This is a genomic window from Methylobacterium sp. WL12 (genome assembly GCF_008039475.1).
In the GTDB taxonomy this organism is placed as follows: Bacteria; Pseudomonadota; Alphaproteobacteria; order Rhizobiales; family Beijerinckiaceae; genus Methylobacterium; species Methylobacterium cerastii.
Genome location: NZ_VRUW01000010.1, coordinates 73,768 through 93,295, shown reverse-complemented (window position 1 = coordinate 93,295; position 19,528 = coordinate 73,768). Strand labels below are relative to the sequence as shown.

General features: G+C 71.3%; 20 protein-coding genes. 15 read left to right on the top strand and 5 right to left on the bottom strand.

Annotated features, from left to right (window positions below; genetic code table 11):
* Nucleotides 1-184 precede the first annotated feature (184 nt).
* The 4 genes from FV226_RS06605 to FV226_RS06590 all read left to right on the top strand — a co-directional run bounded on the left by FV226_RS06605 (nucleotide 185) and on the right by FV226_RS06590 (nucleotide 2,561).
* Nucleotides 185-799 (top strand): hypothetical protein, encoded by a 615-nt coding sequence (locus tag FV226_RS06605; protein ID WP_147762266.1) that lies wholly within the window; start codon nucleotides 185-187, stop codon nucleotides 797-799.
* A complete protein-coding gene (locus FV226_RS06600) occupies nucleotides 786-1,160 on the top strand; it encodes a transcriptional regulator (protein WP_147762265.1) in 375 nt (124 codons plus the stop codon). The genes FV226_RS06605 and FV226_RS06600 overlap by 14 nt, the downstream gene beginning before the upstream one ends.
* 63 nt (nucleotides 1,161-1,223) lie before the next feature.
* Entirely contained in the window at nucleotides 1,224-1,949 is a 726-nt protein-coding gene (locus tag FV226_RS06595) for a di-trans,poly-cis-decaprenylcistransferase (RefSeq protein ID WP_147762264.1), read from the top strand.
* An 81-nt stretch (nucleotides 1,950-2,030) separates the two neighbouring features.
* Entirely contained in the window at nucleotides 2,031-2,561 is a 531-nt protein-coding gene (locus tag FV226_RS06590) for an ankyrin repeat domain-containing protein (protein ID WP_147762263.1), read from the top strand.
* 4 nt (nucleotides 2,562-2,565) lie between these two features.
* On the opposite strand, the gene FV226_RS06585 is transcribed toward FV226_RS06590, so the two are convergent.
* Complete coding sequence (locus FV226_RS06585) at nucleotides 2,566-3,579, bottom strand: transglycosylase SLT domain-containing protein (RefSeq protein WP_348644090.1); 1,014 nt, start codon at nucleotides 3,577-3,579, stop codon at nucleotides 2,566-2,568.
* A 466-nt stretch (nucleotides 3,580-4,045) separates the two neighbouring features.
* On the opposite strand from FV226_RS06585, the gene FV226_RS06580 reads away from it, so the two are divergent.
* From FV226_RS06580 to FV226_RS06530, 11 genes are all read left to right on the top strand, one after another.
* On the top strand, nucleotides 4,046-5,239 hold the full coding sequence (locus tag FV226_RS06580; protein ID WP_147762261.1) for an inositol-3-phosphate synthase: 1,194 nt from the start codon (nucleotides 4,046-4,048) through the stop codon (nucleotides 5,237-5,239).
* Nucleotides 5,239-6,171 (top strand): HD domain-containing protein, encoded by a 933-nt coding sequence (locus FV226_RS06575; protein ID WP_147762260.1) that lies wholly within the window; start codon nucleotides 5,239-5,241, stop codon nucleotides 6,169-6,171. Before FV226_RS06580 ends, FV226_RS06575 begins: the two co-directional genes overlap by 1 nt.
* A gap of 84 nt (nucleotides 6,172-6,255) precedes the next feature.
* A complete protein-coding gene (locus FV226_RS06570) occupies nucleotides 6,256-7,440 on the top strand; it encodes a methyltransferase domain-containing protein (protein WP_147762259.1) in 1,185 nt (394 codons plus the stop codon).
* The gene (locus tag FV226_RS06565; protein ID WP_147762258.1) at nucleotides 7,440-8,462 is read left to right on the top strand and encodes a Gfo/Idh/MocA family oxidoreductase; all 1,023 of its coding nucleotides are present in this window, start codon (nucleotides 7,440-7,442) and stop codon (nucleotides 8,460-8,462) included. Before FV226_RS06570 ends, FV226_RS06565 begins: the two co-directional genes overlap by 1 nt.
* A complete protein-coding gene (locus FV226_RS06560) occupies nucleotides 8,459-10,048 on the top strand; it encodes a YcaO-like family protein (protein ID WP_147762257.1) in 1,590 nt (529 codons plus the stop codon). Before FV226_RS06565 ends, FV226_RS06560 begins: the two co-directional genes overlap by 4 nt.
* A complete protein-coding gene (locus FV226_RS06555; protein ID WP_147753968.1) occupies nucleotides 10,045-10,911 on the top strand; it encodes a sugar phosphate isomerase/epimerase family protein in 867 nt (288 codons plus the stop codon). Before FV226_RS06560 ends, FV226_RS06555 begins: the two co-directional genes overlap by 4 nt.
* On the top strand, nucleotides 10,908-12,143 hold the full coding sequence (locus tag FV226_RS06550; RefSeq protein ID WP_147762256.1) for a glycosyltransferase family 4 protein: 1,236 nt from the start codon (nucleotides 10,908-10,910) through the stop codon (nucleotides 12,141-12,143). Before FV226_RS06555 ends, FV226_RS06550 begins: the two co-directional genes overlap by 4 nt.
* Nucleotides 12,144-12,147: 4 nt before the next feature.
* On the top strand, nucleotides 12,148-12,906 hold the full coding sequence (locus FV226_RS06545; RefSeq protein ID WP_147762255.1) for a PIG-L family deacetylase: 759 nt from the start codon (nucleotides 12,148-12,150) through the stop codon (nucleotides 12,904-12,906).
* Nucleotides 12,893-13,552, top strand: coding sequence for a uracil-DNA glycosylase (locus FV226_RS06540; RefSeq protein ID WP_147762254.1), 660 nt, complete (start codon nucleotides 12,893-12,895; stop codon nucleotides 13,550-13,552). The genes FV226_RS06545 and FV226_RS06540 overlap by 14 nt, the downstream gene beginning before the upstream one ends.
* 234 nt (nucleotides 13,553-13,786) lie before the next feature.
* Nucleotides 13,787-14,773: a lysylphosphatidylglycerol synthase domain-containing protein gene (locus tag FV226_RS06535; protein WP_238272158.1), complete on the top strand. Its 987-nt coding sequence runs from the start codon at nucleotides 13,787-13,789 to the stop codon at nucleotides 14,771-14,773.
* 18 nt (nucleotides 14,774-14,791) lie between these two features.
* Nucleotides 14,792-16,066, top strand: coding sequence for an ATP-binding protein (locus FV226_RS06530; RefSeq protein ID WP_147762253.1), 1,275 nt, complete (start codon nucleotides 14,792-14,794; stop codon nucleotides 16,064-16,066).
* Here the strand turns inward: FV226_RS06530 and FV226_RS06525 are convergent.
* From FV226_RS06525 to FV226_RS06510, 4 genes are all read right to left on the bottom strand, one after another.
* Complete coding sequence (locus tag FV226_RS06525) at nucleotides 16,057-17,421, bottom strand: sigma-54 dependent transcriptional regulator (protein WP_147762252.1); 1,365 nt, start codon at nucleotides 17,419-17,421, stop codon at nucleotides 16,057-16,059. The genes FV226_RS06530 and FV226_RS06525 overlap by 10 nt on opposite strands.
* Before the next feature lie 83 nt (nucleotides 17,422-17,504).
* A complete protein-coding gene (fliN, locus tag FV226_RS06520) occupies nucleotides 17,505-17,843 on the bottom strand; it encodes a flagellar motor switch protein FliN (RefSeq protein ID WP_147754029.1) in 339 nt (112 codons plus the stop codon).
* A gap of 17 nt (nucleotides 17,844-17,860) precedes the next feature.
* Nucleotides 17,861-18,472, bottom strand: coding sequence for a FliH/SctL family protein (locus tag FV226_RS06515; RefSeq protein WP_147754028.1), 612 nt, complete (start codon nucleotides 18,470-18,472; stop codon nucleotides 17,861-17,863).
* Nucleotides 18,469-19,521, bottom strand: a complete 1,053-nt coding sequence (locus FV226_RS06510; protein WP_147754027.1) for a flagellar motor switch protein FliG — start codon at nucleotides 19,519-19,521, stop codon at nucleotides 18,469-18,471. Before FV226_RS06510 ends, FV226_RS06515 begins: the two co-directional genes overlap by 4 nt.
* Between the last annotated feature and the right edge of the window lie 7 nt (nucleotides 19,522-19,528).

The window sequence follows — 19,528 nt, the reverse complement described above, 5'->3', positions numbered from 1 at the left end:
TGGCGAAGCACGTCGGTAGAGGGATGGAACGATCCGCAAAGTGATGCGCCCCGGCAATGCGGACCCGCGTCGGAGCACAGCCACCCGGCAGCGTATTAAACCGCAGGTTGCAACAAATCGCTTGCCGGATTCGCAGGCTCGGGTTACTTTGCATTGCAAAGCATGATCCGGTCCGGAGAGCTTCATGCACGACCTCGACAAGGCCCTGGCGGACATCGTCGCGATCCGCTCGCAGATCGCGCGGGACACCGCGTTTCGCGGCCTCGGCTCGGCGGCCCTGGCCGCCACCGGGGTGCTGGCGCTCGCCACCGCCTGCGGGCAGGCGCTCTGGCTCGGCGATCCGAGCGCGCGGCCGCTGCTGTTCTTCGGCCTGTGGATCGCAACGGCCTGCGCCGCGGGTGGGCTGATCGGCATCGAGACCGTGCGGCGCTCGCGCCGGCTGCATTCGGGCCTGGCCGACGCCATGGTCTGGAACGCGATCGAAGGGTTCCTGCCGGCTGCGGGCGCGGGCGCCTGCCTCGCCGTGGTGATCGCCCGCTTCGCGCCGGATGAGATCTGGATGCTGCCCGGCCTGTGGCAGGTTCTGGTCGGGCTCGGCCTGTTCGCCTCGGCGCGGATCCTGCCCCGCGCCGTCCAGGGGGCCGGCGCGTGGTATCTCCTAGCCGGCCTGACGGTGCTGGCGATCGCCAGCGAAACACGGGCGCTCTCGCCCTGGCTGATGGGGCTGCCCTTCGCGGTCGGGCAGGGCTGGCTCGCCCTCGTCATGTCGAACGCGGGAGGCGGCGATGGCGACCTCTGACCGGGCCGACGGCCGCTTCTCCTACGAAGGGCTCGATCGGGTGATCCACGAGAAGGCGCGGCTGAGCGTGCTGACCTCGTTGGTCGGCCACCCGAAGGGCCTTCCGTTCCCCGACCTCAAGCGCCTGTGCGGGCTCACCGACGGCAACCTCAGCCGGCACCTCGCGGTGCTGCAGGAGGCCGACTTGGTCAGCCTGGAGAAGGGCCACGCTCACAACCGGCCGCAGACCCTGTGCCGGCTGACCCCGGCGGGGCGGACGCGCTTCCTCGATTATCTCGCCGTGCTGGAACAGGTGGTACGCGACGCGGCCAAGGCCGCCCGCGCGCCGGATTCCGGCCGGCTCGATGCCAACCCAGCCTGACCGCCGAACGCCCCTTTTGCGCCTCCGCCTGCCACGCCGCTTCCCGTCCGGAGCCTTCACACGATGCAAAGCCCATCCGACCCCAGGCCGGGCCTCCACGCGGCGATCATCATGGACGGCAACGGCCGCTGGGCGACCCGTCGCGGGCTGCCGCGCGCCGCCGGCCACCGCACCGGCGTCGAGGCGATCCGGCGCACGGCCGAGGCCTGCCCAGGGCTCGGGATCGGCACGCTGACCCTCTACGCCTTCTCCAGCGATAACTGGCAGCGCCCGGCCGACGAGGTCGGCGGCTTGATGCGGCTCCTGCGCGTCTACCTGCGCAACGAGACGGCGCGGCTCGCCCGCACGGGCACCCGCCTCAGCGTCGTCGGCCGCCGCGACCGGCTGCCGGCCGGCCTGCCCGAGGCGATCGAGCGGGCCGAGGCCGCGACCGCCGAGGGCCGCAAGCTCCACCTGCGCATCGCCGTCGACTATTCCGCCCGCGACGCGATCCTCGCCGCCGCCGCGCGGCTCGCCGGAGAGCCGACGTCGCGCGCGGCGTTCGGGGCCGAGGTCGCCGGCGCGATGCACGGCTCGCCGGTCGACGTCGACCTGCTGATCCGCACCGGCGGCGAGAAGCGTCTGTCCGATTTCATGCTCTGGGAGGCGGCCTACGCCGAGCTCCACTTCACCGAGCGGATGTGGCCCGATTTCGGCGAGGACGACCTCGCCGCCGCGATGGCCGAGTTCACCCGCCGCGACCGCCGCTTCGGCGGCCTGACCAACCCGAAGGTCTCCGCCGCGGCCTGAGACCGGCCCGGATCGCACTGGACAGGCCGGGGGGTCGGCGCCAGATCGGCGGTGTCGCCACCCAGGCTCGAAGATCGTTGCATGTCCGCTGACGCACCCCCGCCCGCCCTCGACGACGAGACCGTCGCGTTCGCCGGCCGCCTGTTCCAGTACGCGCGGATGGGTCATGCCGCGGAGTTGGCGGAGCTGTTCGGGCAGGGCCTTCCGGCCAACATCCGCAACGACAAGGGCGACAGCCTGCTGATGCTGGCGGCCTATAACGGCCAGGCCGAGACCGCCCGCGTCATCCTGGAGGCGGGCGGCGACCCGGAACTCGCCAACGACCGCGGCCAGACGCCGCTCGCCGGCGCCGCCTTCAAGGGCGACATCGCGATCGCCACGCTGCTGCTGCTGCATGGCGCCGCCGTGGACGGCACCGGCGACGGCAGCCGCACGGCCCTGATGACCGCTGCGATGTTCGACCGTACCGCGATCGTCGCGCTTCTGCTCGCCCACGGCGCCGACCCAGGTCGGCGCGACGCCGCCGGCCAGTCGGCCGCCGACATGGCGCAGGCGATGGGCGCGCAGAACACCCCGGCGCAGCTCGCGAACGCGCGGCGGCTAGGCGCCTAATCGATCATTCGCCGTCGGGCGGCAGCGCTTCGGTGACCTGGACGCGCTGGGCCGGCTGCTCCTGCACGGGCTCGGCCGTCTCAACCGTGGGCGCGATGGCGGTGACACCTTCGTAGCGAGACAGGCGCCGGTCGATCATGCCGTCGATCCGGTCGTAGACCTCGGCCACCGTGAGATGGCGGCGGGCCTTGCCGGCGGCCTTGTCGGCCTTCTGGGTGAACAGCGCCCGGTTGGCCCGGGCCGCGTTGCGGAACTCGCGCTCGGCGACCTCGTCCGGGCGATCGACGTTCATGGTGAGGAAGCGCCCGGCGCTCGACGTGCCGAGGAAATGCGCGAAGTACAGCTCCGAGGTGGTCAGCACCCGGCCGACGCGGGCCTCGATCCGCCCGCGGTCGCGCTTGATCAGCTCGGCCGCCATCAAGGCGGCGACATAGGGGTCCTTGCGGAGCGACAGCACCCGCTCGCGCATCGGCGCGGCCACGGTGATCGCGGAGCCGCGCCCCTTCACTGCGGCCGCCTCGGCGTCCAGCCCGTAGCGGGCGCCGAAGTCGCGGATCATTTCGAGCCAGGTGGCGGTGACGAACTGGAACAGGCCTTCGGCGGACGAGGTCTGCGCCTTCACGTCGGTCGAGAAGCTCGACTCCTTGTCGGCCAAAGCCATCAGGTAGACTGGGTCGACGCCGGAGGCGGAAGCAGCCTTCAGGATCGTGTCGACGATCCGGCGCGGCACGCCGACCTTGCCGAACCGGATCGTGTCGTCGGTCTCGGGCGAGGGCCGGGGCAGGGCGGCGAGATCGCCGGCGATCAGCGCGCTGGTGGCCGGCTCCTGCTCGACGACCGGAACGCCGCTCCACGCGGCAGGGTTGTCGGAGGGCTCGGCCCTCGCAAGTTCGGTCGCAGCACGCGGGCTCTGGTCGATCCGGTCGTGGGCCAAGGCAGCCGGGGCGAAGGCAGTCTGCGGCAGGGCGAAGCCGGCGAGCAGGGCGGCCAGCCCCATGGCCGCGGTGCGGCGGCGCAACGGCGAAGGGCGGCGGAATTTAGCGTCGTTCCGCTGCGTCCCGCAGGCGGACCGCGGCAGCCAAGCCACGGTATCATCTTCACAATTCGACCCGTTGGGCACGAGTCGGCTCACGTCGTCGGCGCAACGCGCCGGCTCCGGGAAAACCCCCATTGCTGGTCCTTTTCGTGCCGCGGCGTTCATGGGCCGGGCTTCGATCGAGCGGCGGCTCTATCGCCGGATGCCGTGACCAGAATGGGACGGCTCGGTGATCCAACCGTGGCGCGCTTAAGGAGCCGTTAACGCTGACGTTTCACGGTTTCTTAACCAGTCGTTCGGGCGCCATTCAGCCGTAGGTTGGCATCAAGATGTCGCATTCGGGCTTGGAACGTTGCCCCCGAGCGCCAGTTAGCTAGGGCCACGCAGGGCGGTCCGCCTCGGCCCGTTCGAAGCTCTGCGTCCGAAGCGTTTAAGGAATTTTCTCCCCATGAGCATGCAGACCGGTCGTCGCGTCGGCGTTGCGTTTGTCGGCATGGGTGGCGCAGTCGCCACCACCGCCATCGCCGGCATCGAGATGATCAAGTCCGGATCGAACCGCCTCGACGGGCTGCCTCTCGCCGGCGTCTCGGTGGCCGGGATGGCCGACTACAAGGATCTCGTCTTCGCAGGATGGGACCTCAACGGCGACGACCTCGCCTCCGCCGCGCAGGGGCACGGCGTGCTCACCAAGCAGGACATCGAGAACGGCGCCCAGGTGCTCAAGGGCATCCAGCCCTGGCCGGCGGTCGGAAGCGCGAAGTTCTGCAAGAACATCGATGGCGCCAACCGCATCGTCGCCGCCGACCACCGCGAGGCGGTGTCGATCATCGCCGCCGACCTGCGTCGCTTCAAGCAGGAGAGCAACCTCGACGAGGTGGTGGTCGTGAACCTCGCCTCCACCGAGCGCTGGCCCGACCTCACCGCCGCCGTGCTGAACTCGACCGAGGCGTTCGAGAAGGGCCTCGACGCCAGCGACGAGCACATCTCGCCGGCGATGCTCTATGCCTACGCGGCGATCAAGAGCGGCGTGCCCTACGCCAACTTTACCCCGAGCATCGCCGCCGACGTGCCGGCTCTGCTCTCGCTCGCCACCGAGATGAACGTGCCGGTGGCCGGCAAGGACGGCAAGACCGGCCAGACCATGATGAAGACGGTGCTGGCGCCGGCCTTCAAGGCCCGCGCCCTCCACGTCGACGGATGGTTCTCGACCAACATCCTCGGCAACCGCGACGGCCTCGCCCTCAACGACCCGGCCTCGCTGCAATCGAAGCTCAACACCAAGGGCACGGTGCTCGACTCCATCCTCGGCTACCCAGTCGAGGATCATCTGGTCCACATCCACTATTACCGCCCGCGCGGCGACGACAAGGAAGCCTGGGACAACATCGACATCACCGGCTTCATGGGCCAGCGCATGCAGGTGAAGGTCAACTTCCTGTGCAAGGACTCGATCCTGGCGGCGCCGCTCGTCATCGAGATCGCCCGCGTCCTCGACCTCGCCAAGAAGCGCGGCGATGGCGGCGTGCAGGAGCAGCTCTCGACCTTCTTCAAGGCGCCGATGGTCAAGAACGGGCACGGCCCGGAGCATGACTTCGGCAAGCAGGGCAAGATGCTGCTCGATTGGCTGGACGGCGACCGCTGATGTCGGACGGCGTTCCGGTGAACGGCGCGTCCGGGCCTGCCGCGCCGGCCGAGCTTCGCGACCTGTTCGTCGAGATGAACGACCTCAAGCGCGTCCGGTCCGCCGGGCGCGTCGGCTCCATCGCCGAGCGCTTGTTCGCGCAGGGCTGGAGTGCGCTGACCGGGGGTGCCTCGGCGGAAGACGTCGCCCTCGACATCACCGCCACAGCGCTGGCCGCCACCCGCCTGTGCGACCTCGACGCCGCGTTCCTCGCCTCCGCCGGCCTGTCCGACGAGGCGGTGTCCGGCGTGCTGGTGGACGGGTTCGACAGCGTCACGCCGAACCTAGATCCCGGCCTGCGCGAGACGCTGCGGGGCAGGCTCTCGCGCCGCATCTCGCATCGGCCGGGCCCAGTGCCGGGCTTCGTCACGGCCCTGGCGCAGCAGCCGCGGGCGGGTGTCACCTGCCCTGGACGCGCCCGGATCCTGCTCGAGCCGCCGGAGAACCACGCCGAGCACTGCCTCGTCGTCGCGGTTTACGGCGTCGTGCTGAGCCCGTTCTACCGGGCGGACCCGGCGACCGTGTTCCTCGCGGCAATGGCGCATCACTTCCACAACGCCGCGATGCCCGACGCAGGCTTCACCGGCGAGATGCTGCTCGGCGACCATCTCGGGCCGATCATGGCGCGGACGACGCAGTGGGCGTTGGACGAGTTCGACGGCTCGCTTCGCGAGACGGTAGCGCGTGCCCGCGCCGTCTTGCCGGACGACGCGACGGCGGAAGGCCGCGCCTTCCACGCCGCCGACTGCGTCGATCGCGTCCTGCAGATCGCGCAGCACCTGCAGGCGGCCTCCCTCACCATGCAGACGGTGCTGGGCGACATGGAGCTCGTCCACGCCGGCCCGGTCAGAGGCTTCCACGACCGCGTGCTCGCGGATATGCGCATCCCGTAAGTCTCACGTCGTGCGGAAGTGCCCCGTCGTGAGGCCCCCGCATGACGTCCCCGCCATGACCGCGCAGGCGGCATCAGAGTTGCGATGATCCCCTTCGACCTGCGGTCGCCGACGACCGGCAACGCCTTGAAGCCCGACACCGCGCATTCCCTGCGCGATGCCGAGGCAAACGAGCGCTGGCCGGTGATCGACGGCATCCCGTACCTTCGCATCGGCCGCGCCGACCTTGTCGCCCGCGCCCTCGTCCACCTCGACGCCAAGGAGGCAGACGCCGCGCTCGCGCTGCTGCTCGCCGACCAGGACGACTGGTGGACAGGCCCGCCGGCCGACCCGGCCGAGCTCGCCGAGTTGATCGCCGGCCGCGCGACGGCGACGTTGCGCGATGCCGTCCGCCTGCTCGGCTGGGGCCGCGTCGGCGACTACTTCCTGCATCGCTGGAGCGACCCGACCTATCTCGCCGGCCTCGCCCTGCTCGAAGCGCATTGGAACGATCCGATCTGCGTCTTCGAGTTCGCCTGCGGCATCGGTCACTACCTGCGGACCCTGAAGCAGCGCGGCTGCAAGGTGGCGGGGGCCGACGTGGTCTTCGCAAAGCTCTGGGTCGCCCGGCATTGGGTGGTCGGGCCCGGTGCGCAGCTCGTCTGCTTCGACGCCGGCTCGGAGCATTGGCCGATCCCCGGCGCGCCGGTGGACCTCGTCGTCTGCAACGACGCGTTCTACTTCCTCGACGACAAGGCGACGCTGCTCGACAACCTGCGCCAGAACGCCGGCGACGACGGCTGGCTCGCGCTCAGCCATATCCACAACAGCGACAGGCCCGGCTTATCGGCCGGCCGCGCGGTCTCGGCCGACGAGATCGCGGAGCTGTTCCCCGACGCCCTCGTCTACGACGACGACGAGCTGACCGCGGCGCTCGCCGCGGCGCGGGCGCCGAGCCCGCGGGCGCCGTCGGAGCTCCGCGGCTGCGAGGCCTTCTCCGTGGTCGCCGGCCCCGGCATGCGGCCGGCTCCGCGCTCGGTGATCGACGGGCTGACGCTGCCGAAGGCCGGCGCGGACCTCGTCCTCAACCCGCTCTATCGCCGCGACGCGGCGGGGGCGTACCGCATCGCCTGGCCGTCGGAACGCTACGAGGCGGAATACGCCCGGTCCGTCACCTACCCGTTGCGGTCGGACGGTCCCGAAAGCCTGGTCTTCGCCGGCGGCGTCGCGGCGCCGGAGGTCGGACGGGTGCGCAGCCGCGAATTCGTCGACCTGCCGGAGCGCTGGTGATGGATGCAGTCCGCTGGGGCATCGTCGGCTACGGCTGGGTCGCCCGCGACTACATGGCGCCGGGCATCCGCGCGGCCGGCCACCGGCTCGTCGCGGTGTGCGATCCGGGCGCGGCCTCGCGCGCCGCCGCCGAAGCGGAGGGCGCGCGCGCCTACGACAGCTTGGACCGCCTCATCGCCGACCCGGAGGTCGAAGCAGTGTACGTGGCGACGCCGAACCACCTCCACCGCCAGGCGGTCGAGGCGTTGTCGGCATCCGGCAAGGCGATCCTGTGCGAGAAGCCGATGGCGGCGACCTTGCGCGACGCCGAGGCGATGGCCGAGGCGGTCGGGCGTGGGCGCGCGTTCTACGGCACCGCGTTCGACCAGCGCCATCATCCCGGCCATCGCGCCATGCGCGACCGGATCGCGCGAGGCCAGCTCGGCACGGTGACGGCGATCCGCATCGTCTACGCCTGCTGGCTCGGGCGCGACTGGGCCGCCTGTCCCGGCCAGGACAACTGGCGCATCGACCCTGCCCAGGCCGGCGGCGGCGCGTTGATGGACCTGGCGCCGCACGGGATCGACCTCCTCGACTACCTCGTCGGCGAGTCTCTGGTGGACATCACGGCCCTCACGCAGATCCGCGCGCAGGATTACGCGGTCGACGACGGCGCGCTGCTGATCGGCCGGACGGCGGACGGCGTGCTGGCGAGCCTCAACGTCGCCTACAACTGTCCCGACGCGCTGCCGCGCCGCCGCCTGGAAGTGGTCGGCACCAAGGGCCTGCTCACCGCGATCGACACGATGGGGCAGACCGCCGGCGGCACCGTGACCTTCACCGACGGGGCCACCGGCCGCTCGGAGCCCGTCGCCTTCGACGCCGAGGCGTCGCCCTTCACCGAGCAGGTGCGGGCCTTCGGCTCGGCGCTCAGGCGGCCCGCCGAGCGGGACGCCTACTCGGCGGCGCGCGACCTCCACACCATGCGGCTGATCGCGCGGGCCTATGGCGCCGCGTCACAAGCAGACGGATCGAACACGTGACCGAGAACGACCAGGACACCCGGGCTCGCGATCCGCGCATCAAGGCGCCGCGTCCCTACGGCTTCGGCGGCCCACGCAAGATCGAGGGCCTGCCCCAGAACCTGCCGGAGCCGGTGCGGGCCTATCTCGACATCCTGCCGCCGGGGCGGATCGTCGGCTTTCCTCTGGCGCCCCTCGACCGCACCGGCATCCCGGTGTGGTTCGTCTCGCTGTTCCTCGACGACCCGTTCTTCGTCGGTGCGATGCCCTCCGGCATCGGCTACGGCGCCACCGACGACGAAGCGTTGATCGGCGCGGTGGCCGAGATCGCCGAGAACCTGATGCCGTCGCTCGCGGTGATGCCGCGCAAGAAGGAGCGCGCGAGCTACGACGACCTCGTGCGGGTCTACGGCGCCGGTTCGGTCGCCGACCCGCTGACCCTTTGCCTTCCGGCCGGCTCGCCGGTCGGGCGCGGCACGGTGATGGAATGGACCGCCGCCACGCGGGCCAAGACCGGCGAGATCGTGCTGATGCCGCTCGACGTCGCGGCCACCGACTATTTCGAGCTGTCGGAGGGCTACAAGCCCTTCACCAACCTGATCACCAACGGGCTCGGCGCCGGCCCGGACGTGCCGTTCGCCCTCGGCCACGGCGTATTGGAACTACTTCAGCGCGACGGCAATGGCCTGCTGTTCCGGGCGCTCGACCAGGGCGTGATGCTCGACGTCTCGCAGGGCCTGGGCCCTGAGACGCAGGCGATGCTCGACCGCCTCGATGCCCTCGGCATCCGGGCGCTGCCGAAGTTCGCCACCGACCAGTTCGGGCTGACCAACCTCTACGTCGTCGGCTACGACAAGAACCCCGCCGACACGCCCGTACCGATCGCGCTGTCGGCCTGCGGCGAGGCCTGCGACCCGGACCGCGAGCGGGCGCTGCGCAAGGCGCTGCTGGAGTTCCAGGCCGCCCGCGTGCGCAAGGCCTTCGGCCACGGACCGCTGGCCTTCGCCGAGCGTGTGACGCCGCCGGGCTACGTCGGCGCCTTCATCGAGAAGGCGCTGCCGAGCCTCGACCTGGAGGAGAGCCGCGCCCTGAAGGCGATGCTGGAATGGATCGTGCTGCCGCCCGAGGGCCTGCGCGACGTCCTGAAGGACACGGTCTATTCCGAGCGCGCGACGAAGGCGTTCACCGACCTGCCGACGACCCCGGCCGCCGACGGCCACGCCCGCGGAGAGATCGCCTGCGAACGCCTGGAGCAGGCTGGGTTCGACATCCTCTACGTGGACTGCTCGCCCGCGGGCGGCGCCGTCGGCGTGGTCAAGGCGATCGTGCCGGGGCTCGAAGTCGAGACCATGAGCTACTACCGCATCGGCGAGCGCAACGTGCGCAAGCTGATCGAGCGCGACCACCCGTTGATCAAGTTCGGCACGCCGAGCGAGACCCTGCTGCCGGTTCGCCTGACGCCGGAGGCGCTGGACCGGTTCGGCGGCCAGCCGCTGTTCGACACCGCCTTGGCGGAATCGATCGTCGGCAGCCACTATCCACTCTACCGCGAACCGGAATCGCATCACGCCCCGTTCCGCCTGGAGCAGCAGGGGAGGGCCGCATGAGCTTGCGCTTCGCCTACAACACCAACGGCGCGGCCAACCACCGCCTCGACGATGCGATCGACCTGATCAAGGGCGCCGGCTACGATGGCGTCGCGCTGACGCTCGACATCCACCACCTCGACCCGTTCGCCGAGGGGTGGGCGACGGAAGCCGGCCGGGTGGCGAGCCGTCTGGAAAAGCTGGAGCTCGGCTCGGTGATCGAGACCGGCGCCCGCTTCCTCCTCGACCCGCGCGCCAAGCACGAGCCGACGCTGGTTACCGCCGACGCCACGGCGCGCGCGCGCCGCGTCGGCTTCCTCAAGCGCGCGATCGACATCGGCGCGATGCTGAACTCCGAGGCGGTCTCGTTCTGGGCCGGCGTGCCGAAACCCGGAATCGACCCAGCCGAAGCGCGGGGCTGGCTCGTCGACGGCTTGACCGAAGTGGTCGCCTACGCCGCCGTGAAGGGCGTCGTGCCCTGCCTTGAGCCCGAGCCGGGCATGCTGATCGAGACGCTGGACGACTTCGCTGCGCTCAAGGTCGAGGGCCTGCGGCTCGCGCTAGACACCGGCCACTGCCTCGTCACCGGCGAGCGGGACCCGGCGGCGGCCGTCCACGAGTTCGCCGGCCGCGTCGGCACGGTGGCGATCGAAGACATGAAGCGGGGCGAGCACATCCACCTGCCCTTCGGCGAGGGCGACATGGACGTGCCCGGCATCCTCGACGCCCTGGAGGCGATCTGCTTCGACCGGTTGATCTGCGTGGAGCTGTCGCGCGAGAGCCACCGCGCCGACGCGATGATCCCGGCCTCCCTCGACTACCTCCGCAGCTGCCGGCGCGACGGGCCGGCCCTCCCGGACGACCAGGAGACCCGGCGGCAATGAGGATCTGCTTCGTCAGCCGGCGCTACTTCCCGGCGATTTCCGGCATGAGCGTCTACGCGCAGAACCTGTTGCGGGAGCTGGTCCAGGCCGAGCACGACGTGACGATGATCTCGCAGTATCGCGGCGACGCCTTCGGCACCCGCGTCTACGGCGGCGGCCCGCCGCCACCGGTCCCGGGCGTGCGGGTGATCGGCCTCGAACAGGTCGGCGAGCAGACGGACGGAGACTTCGAGCGCGACATCGACACGATGGTCGCGACGATCCGCGCCGAGCACGCAGCCAAACCCTTCGACGTGCTGCACGCGCAGTACGGCTACCCGACCGGCTGGGCCGTGCTCCTGGCCTCCAAGGCGCTCGGCGTTCCGAACGTGGTCTCGATCCAGGGCGGCGACGGGCACTGGGTCGGGTCGTGCTGCGAGACCCACCGCGTCGCGATGTGCGAGGTGCTGGCCCACGCCAACGCCCTGCTGATCGGCGGCGCCTCGTTCGTGGACGAGGTTTGCGAGCGGCTGGGGTCCGATCCGGCGCGCTTCACCATCGTGCCCGGCGCGGTCGACACCGCTCGTTTCACTCGAGGCGGCGACGGCTTGCCTGCGCCGCATGACGGTCCGATCCGCCTGTTTTATCACGGCCGCGTCGACCGCCGGAAAGGCGTGCTCGACTTCATCCGGGCCCTGGCGATCCTGCGCGAGCAGGGTACACCGTTCGCCGCCACGATCTCCGGCATCGGCCCCGACGTGGATTCATCTCAGGCCCTGTCGGCCGAACTCGAATTCGGGGAACACGAGATCCGCTTCACCGGCTACGCCGACTACGACGCCGTGCCGGCCCTCTACGCACAGGCCGACGTGTTCGTATCGCCGACCTATGCGGAAGGCTTCTCCAACACGATCCTCGAGGCGATGGCAGCGGGCCTCGCCGTCGTCTCCTGCCACGCGGTCGGCGTCTCGGACTGCCTGCGTGACGGGGAGAACGGCCTGCTGACGATGCCGGGCGACGTGCCGGCGCTCGCCGAGTCGCTGACGCGGATCGTCACCGACGCCGCCTTGCGCCGCCGTCTCGCCGGGGCCGGCCTGGAGGAATGCCGCCGGGTCTATTCGTGGACGGCAGTCGGCCGGCAGATCATGGCGGTCTACGGCGACATCGTCCGCGATACGCCGGCGACGGGCTTCTCGAACACGCTCCCGCATGATCCAAGCTGCCGGTTCCGGGCCGAGCCGCACCTGCTTTAGACCGATGCCCACAGCGCTTGCCCTCTCGCCCCACCTCGACGACGCCGCATTCTCCTGCGGCGGGACGCTGGCGACGCTGGCCGCGTCCGGCTGGCGCGTGGTGATGGCGACGGTGTTCACCCAGAGCGTCGCGGAACCCGCCGGGTTCGCGCTCGCCTGCCAGCTCGACAAGGGGCTCGACGCGTCGGTGGACTACATGCGCCTGCGCCGCGCCGAGGACGCGGCGGCGGCGGCCCACCTCGGGGTCGAGGTGCGCCACCTGCCGTTCCGCGAGGCCCCCCACCGCGGCTACGGCTCGGCACCGGAGCTCTTCGCCGAGGTCCGGGCCGACGACGCGATCGTCGAACACCTGGCCCCGGCCTTCGGGGCGCTGATCGCGGAGACCGCGCCGGATTTGATCCTCGCGCCGCAGGCGATCGGCGGCCACGTCGATCACCTGCAGGTGGTCGCGGCCTTGCGCAGGATCGCGCTGGATCGCCCGATGCTGTGGTGGCGCGACTTCCCCTACACCGTGCGCCAGGCGGTGCCGAAGGCCCCGCTCGCCAGCGCCTTCGCCGGGTTGCCGGTCCGCGAAATCGTCCTCGACGCGGGCGCGCAGGCGGCCAAGGCCGAGGCTTGCGCGGCCTACGCGTCGCAGCTCGGCTTCCAGTTCGGCGGCCGGGCCGGGCTGGTGGAGCGCCTCGGCGCGGAGGCCGGGCGCGAGCGCTTCGCGGTCGAGGGCATCCTGTCCGACGGCTGCCCCGGGTTCGATGCGGCCGCCTGAGCCGGCGACGCCCAAGAGCCTCGCCGACCCGGAGGCGCTGGCGGCGCGGCGCACGCTCCGCGACGGCGCACACGGCGCGCCGCTGCGCGTGCTGGCGGCCCGGATCGCCGCGGAGTTCGGCGCGCCCGTGCCCGATCCGGACCCCCTCGACGGCGGCGTCCGCGCGCGCCTGCTGCTCCTGCTGGAGACTCCGGGGCCGGCGATCGAGCGCACCGGATTCGTATCGCGGGACAACCGGACCGGGACCGCGGCCAACCTGTTCCGCTTCCTCGCGGAGGCGGACATCGCCCGCGCCGACACACTGATCTGGAACGCGATCCCCTTCGTGATCCATGCCGAGGGCGCGCTGAACCGGGCGCCGCGCCGCTCGGAGATCAAGGCGGCCGCGCCCTGCCTTGCTCCGCTCATCGCGTTGCTGCCCGACGTCGCCGTCGTCGTGCTCGCGGGCCGCGTCGCCGGCATGGCCGGCGACACGATCGCCGCACTACGGCCGGACCTCCCGGTGCTCATGATCCCGCATCCGAGCCCGACCTATGTCTGCACAGCGCCCGATGTCTCCGCGCGCATCCGCGCCGGGCTCAGGCAGGCCGGCGTCATCCTGCGGACATGCGGCGCGGCGAGAAGCGGCGGGGCAGCGCCCGGATGAGACCGCCGCGGTCGCCGGCCACAGGTGGCTGAACGCGCGTCGCTGGCCTTGGAGCGCCGATGGTCCTACATGCGGGGCAACGGGCAACGGCCCGAAACATCCGGCATCGAACCCGCGGCCCGCTCGCCGGCCGGGCGGGATATCCGGCGGAGGCGGACGCCGATCGGAATGAACGTCCACGACCAACATCGCGGAACGCGCGATCATGCCGAGCGGGATCCCACCGGGACGACCTTGCCCGACGCAACGACCGCGGCCGAGGGCGCCGCGAGCAAGCGCTCGCGCAGCCGCTACGCGTGGCTCGGCACCGCCGCCAGCATCATCCTGTTCGCCGTCTCGCTCGGCGTCCTGTGGAAGCTCGTCCAGACCGTCACCTGGGCGGACCTGCGCAAGGCCTTCGTCGACGCGAGTTCCGACCAGCTCGGCCTCGCCTTCCTGTTCGTCTTCGTGAGCTACCTCTTCCTCACCGGCTACGATGCCCTGGCGCTCCGGCAGCTGCGGGTGACGGTGCCCTACCGGATCACGGCGCTCGCCTCGTTCACGAGCTACGCGGTGAGCTTCACCCTCGGGTTCCCGCTGCTGACGGCGGGCACGATCCGCTACTGGATCTACTCGCGCCAGGGGCTCACGGCTGCGAAGATCGCGGCGCTGACGGTGATCGCGGGCTTCACCTTTTGGCTCGGCATGGGCGTCGTGCTGGGCTTAAGCCTGATCATCGAGGCGAGCCAGCTCGCCGGCCTCGCCTTCACCTCGATCCGGATCAACCAGGGCGTCGGGCTGTTCGCGCTGGCGCTGGTACTCGGCTATCTCGCCTGGGTCTCGGCCAAGCGCCGGCACGTCACCATCCGGCAATGGCGCCTGGAGCTGCCGGGCGCATCGGTCTCCCTCGGGCAGATGGTGGTCGGCATCGGCGACGTCTGCGCGGCGGCGGCCGTCCTCTACGTGCTGATGCCGGCCGGCCTCGCGATCGGCTTCACCACCTTCCTCGCGATCTACGTGCTCGCCGCGATGCTCGGCATCGCATCGAACGCGCCTGGCGGTCTCGGCGTGTTCGAGGCGACGATCCTGCTTGCGCTGTCGAGCCTGCCGCGGGAGCAGGTGCTCGGCTCGCTGCTGCTGTTCCGGATCTGCTACTACGTCGTCCCCTTCGTCACCGCGCTGGCGATGCTCGGCGCCTACGAGATCGTGAAACGGGCGGGCCGTTCGCGCGGAGACCCGTGATCCGCGGCGGCCCCGGCGATGCCTGAGCGCGCGATCGGCCGGGCGGCCTGGACCGGCGCCGCGACGGCCGTGTCGTTCGTCGGCCTGTTCGCCTACCATCGCGACCTCCTCGACGGGCCGCTGATCGCCGCGGGCCTCGCGGCCGTCTGCGTCGGCGGCGTTCTTGCCGCCCGCGGGCGCGACGCCATCGCCGCCGCGCCGAGCCTGCGGCAGACCGAGCGCCACGCGGTGGCCGAGGCGCTGCTCGCCAACATCCCCGACCCGGTGATCCTGGTCGATCGCCGCGCGGTGGTGATCGAGGCGAACCCGGCGGCGCGCGCCCTGCTCCCGACGCTGCGCCTGCGCCACCCGCTCTCCTTCGCCCTGCGGGCGCCGGACGTACTCGACGCGGTCGAGGCGGTCCTGCGCACGGGTGCGCCCTCGAAGACCACCTACGCCGTCCGGGTGCCGACGGAGCGCGCCTTCGAGGTGCAGATCGGCGCATTGCCGATGCCGGACGGCGGCCAGGCCAACGTGGTGCTGTTCCTGCGCGACCTCACCGCCGCGCGGCGCCTGGAGGCGATGCGCGTCGACTTCGTCGCCAACGCCAGCCACGAGCTGCGCACCCCGCTGGCCTCGTTGCTCGGCTTCATCGAGACGCTGCAGGGGCCGGCGCGGGCCGACGCGCCGGCGCGCGAGCGCTTCCTCGGCATCATGCACAGCCAGGCGCAGCGCATGACCCGGCTGATCGACGACCTGCTCTCGCTCTCGCGGATCGAGCTGCGCGAACACGTGGCGCCGACGCAGGTGGTCGACCTCGGCACGATCGCCCGCCAGATGGTCGACGCGCAGGGCGCGCTCGCTGCCGCCCGCGGCGTGGCCATCACCCTGGAAGCGGGCGAGGGGGCGTACCCGGTGCTCGGCGAGCCGGACGAGTTGCTCCGCGTCGTCGAGAACCTCATCGAGAACGCGGTGAAGTACGGCGGCCGCAGCGTCGTCGTCGCCCTGGATCGGACGCGGGACGCGCTGCACGGCAGCCGCATCGTGCTCAGCGTGCGCGACGACGGGCCGGGCATCGCCCCGGAGCACCTGCCGCGCCTCACCGAGCGCTTCTACCGGATCGACGTGGCGTCGAGCCGGCAGAAGGGCGGCACCGGCCTCGGGCTCGCGATCGTCAAGCACAGCCTCAACCGCCACCGCGGCCGCCTCGCCTTCGAGAGCGAAGTCGGCGCCGGCACCGTGGTGCGGGTCACTTTGCCCGAGCACCGCGCGCGGGAAGCGTCCGAGCCGACGGACGCCGCAGATCAGCCGTAGGCGGCGATGGCCCGGGCGCAGCCGGGCTCGGCCACATCGAGCCCCGAGCCGACGTATTCGTTGAGCTTGTTGCGCAGCGTCCGGATCGAGATGCCGAGGATCTTGGCCGCATGGGTGCGGTTGCCGAGGCAGTGGTCGAGGGTGTCGAGGATCAGGTCGCACTCGACCTGCGCCACCGTGCGGCCGACGAGGCCGCGGGTGGCGGCCTCCGCCACCTGCGCCGCCCGGGTCGCGGCGCCGACGGGCGCGGCGATGGAATCGCCCTCCGGCGTCAGGATCGCGTCGGCGCCGATCTCCGGGCCGGAGGCGAGCAGCACCGCCCGGTGCAGGGTGTTCTCGAGCTCGCGCACGTTGCCGCGCCACGGGTTCTTGACCACCATCTCCTGGGCGGCGCGGCCGAGCGGCCGCACCGGCACGCCGTTCACCTCGGCGTACTTCTTGGCGAAGTGCGCGGCGAGTTCGAGGATGTCGGCCGGGCGCTCGCGCAGGGGCGGCAGCCGAAGGTGGACCACGTTCAGGCGGTAGAACAGGTCCTCGCGGAACGTGCCCTTGCGGACCTCCTCGGCGAGGTTGCGGTTCGAGGTGGCGAGCACGCGGATGTCGACCTTGACCGGGGCCGAGCCGCCGACGCGGTCGATCACCCGCTCCTGCAGCGCCCGCAGCAGCTTGGATTGCAGGCGGACGTCCATCTCCGAGATTTCGTCCAGCAGCAGCGTGCCGCCGTTGGCCTCCTCGAACCGGCCGATGCGCCGGGCGACGGCGCCGGTGAAGGCGCCCTTCTCGTGGCCGAACAGCTCGGATTCGAGCAACGCCTCGGGGATCGCGGCGCAGTTGACCGAGACAAACGGGCGGTTTCCACGCGCCGACTTCTGGTGGACGTGGCGCGCCAGCACCTCCTTGCCGGTGCCGCTCTCGCCGGTGATCAGCACCGAGGCCTCCGAGCGGGCGATCTGCTCGGCCAAGCGCACCACCTTCTCCATCGACGCGTCGCGCCAGACGAAGGCGCGCCCGTCCGCCGAGACCGCCTCGAGCACGGCGGCGATCAGGTCCGGGTCCGGGGGGAGGGGGATGTACTCCTTGGCGCCGGCCTGGATCGCGGCCACGGCGGCCTTCGCGTCCGTGGTGACGCCGCAGGCGACGACGGGGGTGCGGATGCGCTCCTCGGCGAGCGCCGCGACGAGGTCGCGGATCGAGAGCCCGACGTCGATCATGACGAGGTCGGCGCCCTTGGCGCGCAGGACGTTCATCCCCTGCGCCACGCCGTCGGCTTGCGTCACCGCCGCGCCGCGGTTCATCGCGATCTTCGAGGCGGTGATCAGCTCGCCGTTGAGCCGTCCGATGATCAAGAGCCGCATCGCGGTGTCTCCGTTCCAGGTGTCGTGGCGCCGCGGGCCGCTCCGCCGTCGAGGGCGAGGCGCAGGCTGCGAATTTCAGGGGGTCAGCGGTCGCCCTTGACGATCTCGGTCATCGTCACGCCGAGGCGATCCTCGACCAGGACGACCTCGCCGCGGGCGACGAGGCGGTTGTTGACGAAAATGTCGACCGCCTCGCCGACCTTGCGGTCGAGCTCGAGAACCGCCCCGGGGGCGAGGCGCAGCAGGTCGCCGATCGGCATCCGCACGGCGCCGAGCACCGCCGAGACCATCACCGGCACGTCGAAGAGCTGTTCGAGGTCGGAGGCGCTCTTCGGGGTGGTCGGCGTGTCGCGGATGGATTCCTCGCCCGCCAAGGACGGGTCCTGGTCGCCGAGCTGCGGCAGGCTGAAATCGTCGGACATCGGGTTCTTTCGATCGCTCAGGGTTCGACGGACGTGCCGAGGGCATCGAGCACCGCGGCCTCGATGCGGGCGCGCTCGCGCACGATCCCGCCGTCGGCCCACTCGATGCGGGCGTCGCCCGACGGCATGTCGGGATCGCCCAGCACCACCAGGCGGCCCTCGTAGCCGCGCTCGCGCGCCAAGCGCTTCATCAGGCTCTCGGCCTCCTCGACCAGCCCGTCGTGGACGCGCACGACGAGGTGGGGCACGCCGCGCAGGTGCTGCAGGGCGGCGCGCGCCGCCTCGCCGATCGCGGCCAGCGGCCGGGCGTCGAGGGCATCGCCCGCGATCTTGCGGGCGAGCAGCACCGCCACCTCGACCGCCTGGTCCTCGCGCTCGGCGTCGCGGGCGTCGGCCTGGGCGATGAGCCCGGCGGCGGCGAGCGACAGGCGGGTCATCGCGTCCGACAGGCGCGCCTGCGCCTGCGCCTCGGCCTGGGCGCGGCCCTCCTGCACGCCGCGGGCGTGGGCCTGGGAAGCGGCCTCGTCGGCGGCCTCGGCCGCGCGCATGCTCTCGCGGCTCGGCTGCGGCCGGCGGAAGTCGGTCTCGAACAGGAACGGCGTCGTGGTCGCGCTGGATCGGGCGTTCAATAGACCAGCTCCTCTTCGGCACTGTTCTTGGCGATCATGATCTCACCCTTGTCGGCGAGGTCCTTGGCCAGCTCGGTCATCTTGGCCTGGGCCTCGTCCACCTCCTTGAGGCGGATCGGGCCGATCGAGCCCATCTCGTCGGTGAGGTTCTTGGCGGCGCGCGTCGACATCTGCGCCAGGAAGAAGCCGCGCACGCGCTCGTCGGCGCCCTTTAGCGCCCGGCACAGGGTCTCGTTGTCGACCGAGCGCATCAGCGTCTGGACGCTGCCGGGATCGAGCTTGAGCAGGTCCTCGAAGGTGAACATCAACTCGCGGATGCGCTTGGCCGAGCCGCGGTTGCCCTGGTCGAGGGCGGCAAGGAAGCGGCTTTCCGTCTGGCGGTCGAAGGCGTTGAACACGTCGGCCATCATCTCGTGCGCGTCGCGGCGGGCGGATTGCGCGATGGTGGCGACGAACTCGACCCGCAGCGTCTCCTCGATGTGGCGCAGCGCCTCCTTCTGCACCGTCTCCATCCGCAGCATCCGGTTGAGCACGTCGATGGCGAACTCCTCCGGCAGCAGGGTGAGCACCTTGGCCGCGTAGTCGGAGCGCACCTTGGACAGCACGACGGCCACGGTCTGCGGGTACTCGTTGCGCAGGAACGCGGCGAGGATCTCGGGGTCGACCTGGGCGATCGAGGCCCAGACGCGTTTACCCGAGGCGCCCTTGATCTCGGCCATGATCAACGAGACCTGCTCGGTGGGAAAGATCTTCAGCAGCAGCGATTCGGTGCGCTCGAAGTTCGAGGTGATGCCGCCGCCGCTGGAGAGGCGCGAGACGAAGTCGATGATCAGCTTCTCGACGGTCTCGGCCTCGAGCGATCCGAGTTGGACCATGGCGTGCGAGACCGTCTTGATCTCGTCCTCTTCCAGGCGCTGCCAGATCGGCGCGCCCTCGGCCTCGCCGAGGAGCAGCAGCAAGGCGGCGGCACGCTGGGGCCCGGGCATCGACGCGAACGTCGTCCCGCCGAGATCCTGCAAGCTCTGACCCAGTCCCGTACCCGCCGCCATCGTTCCG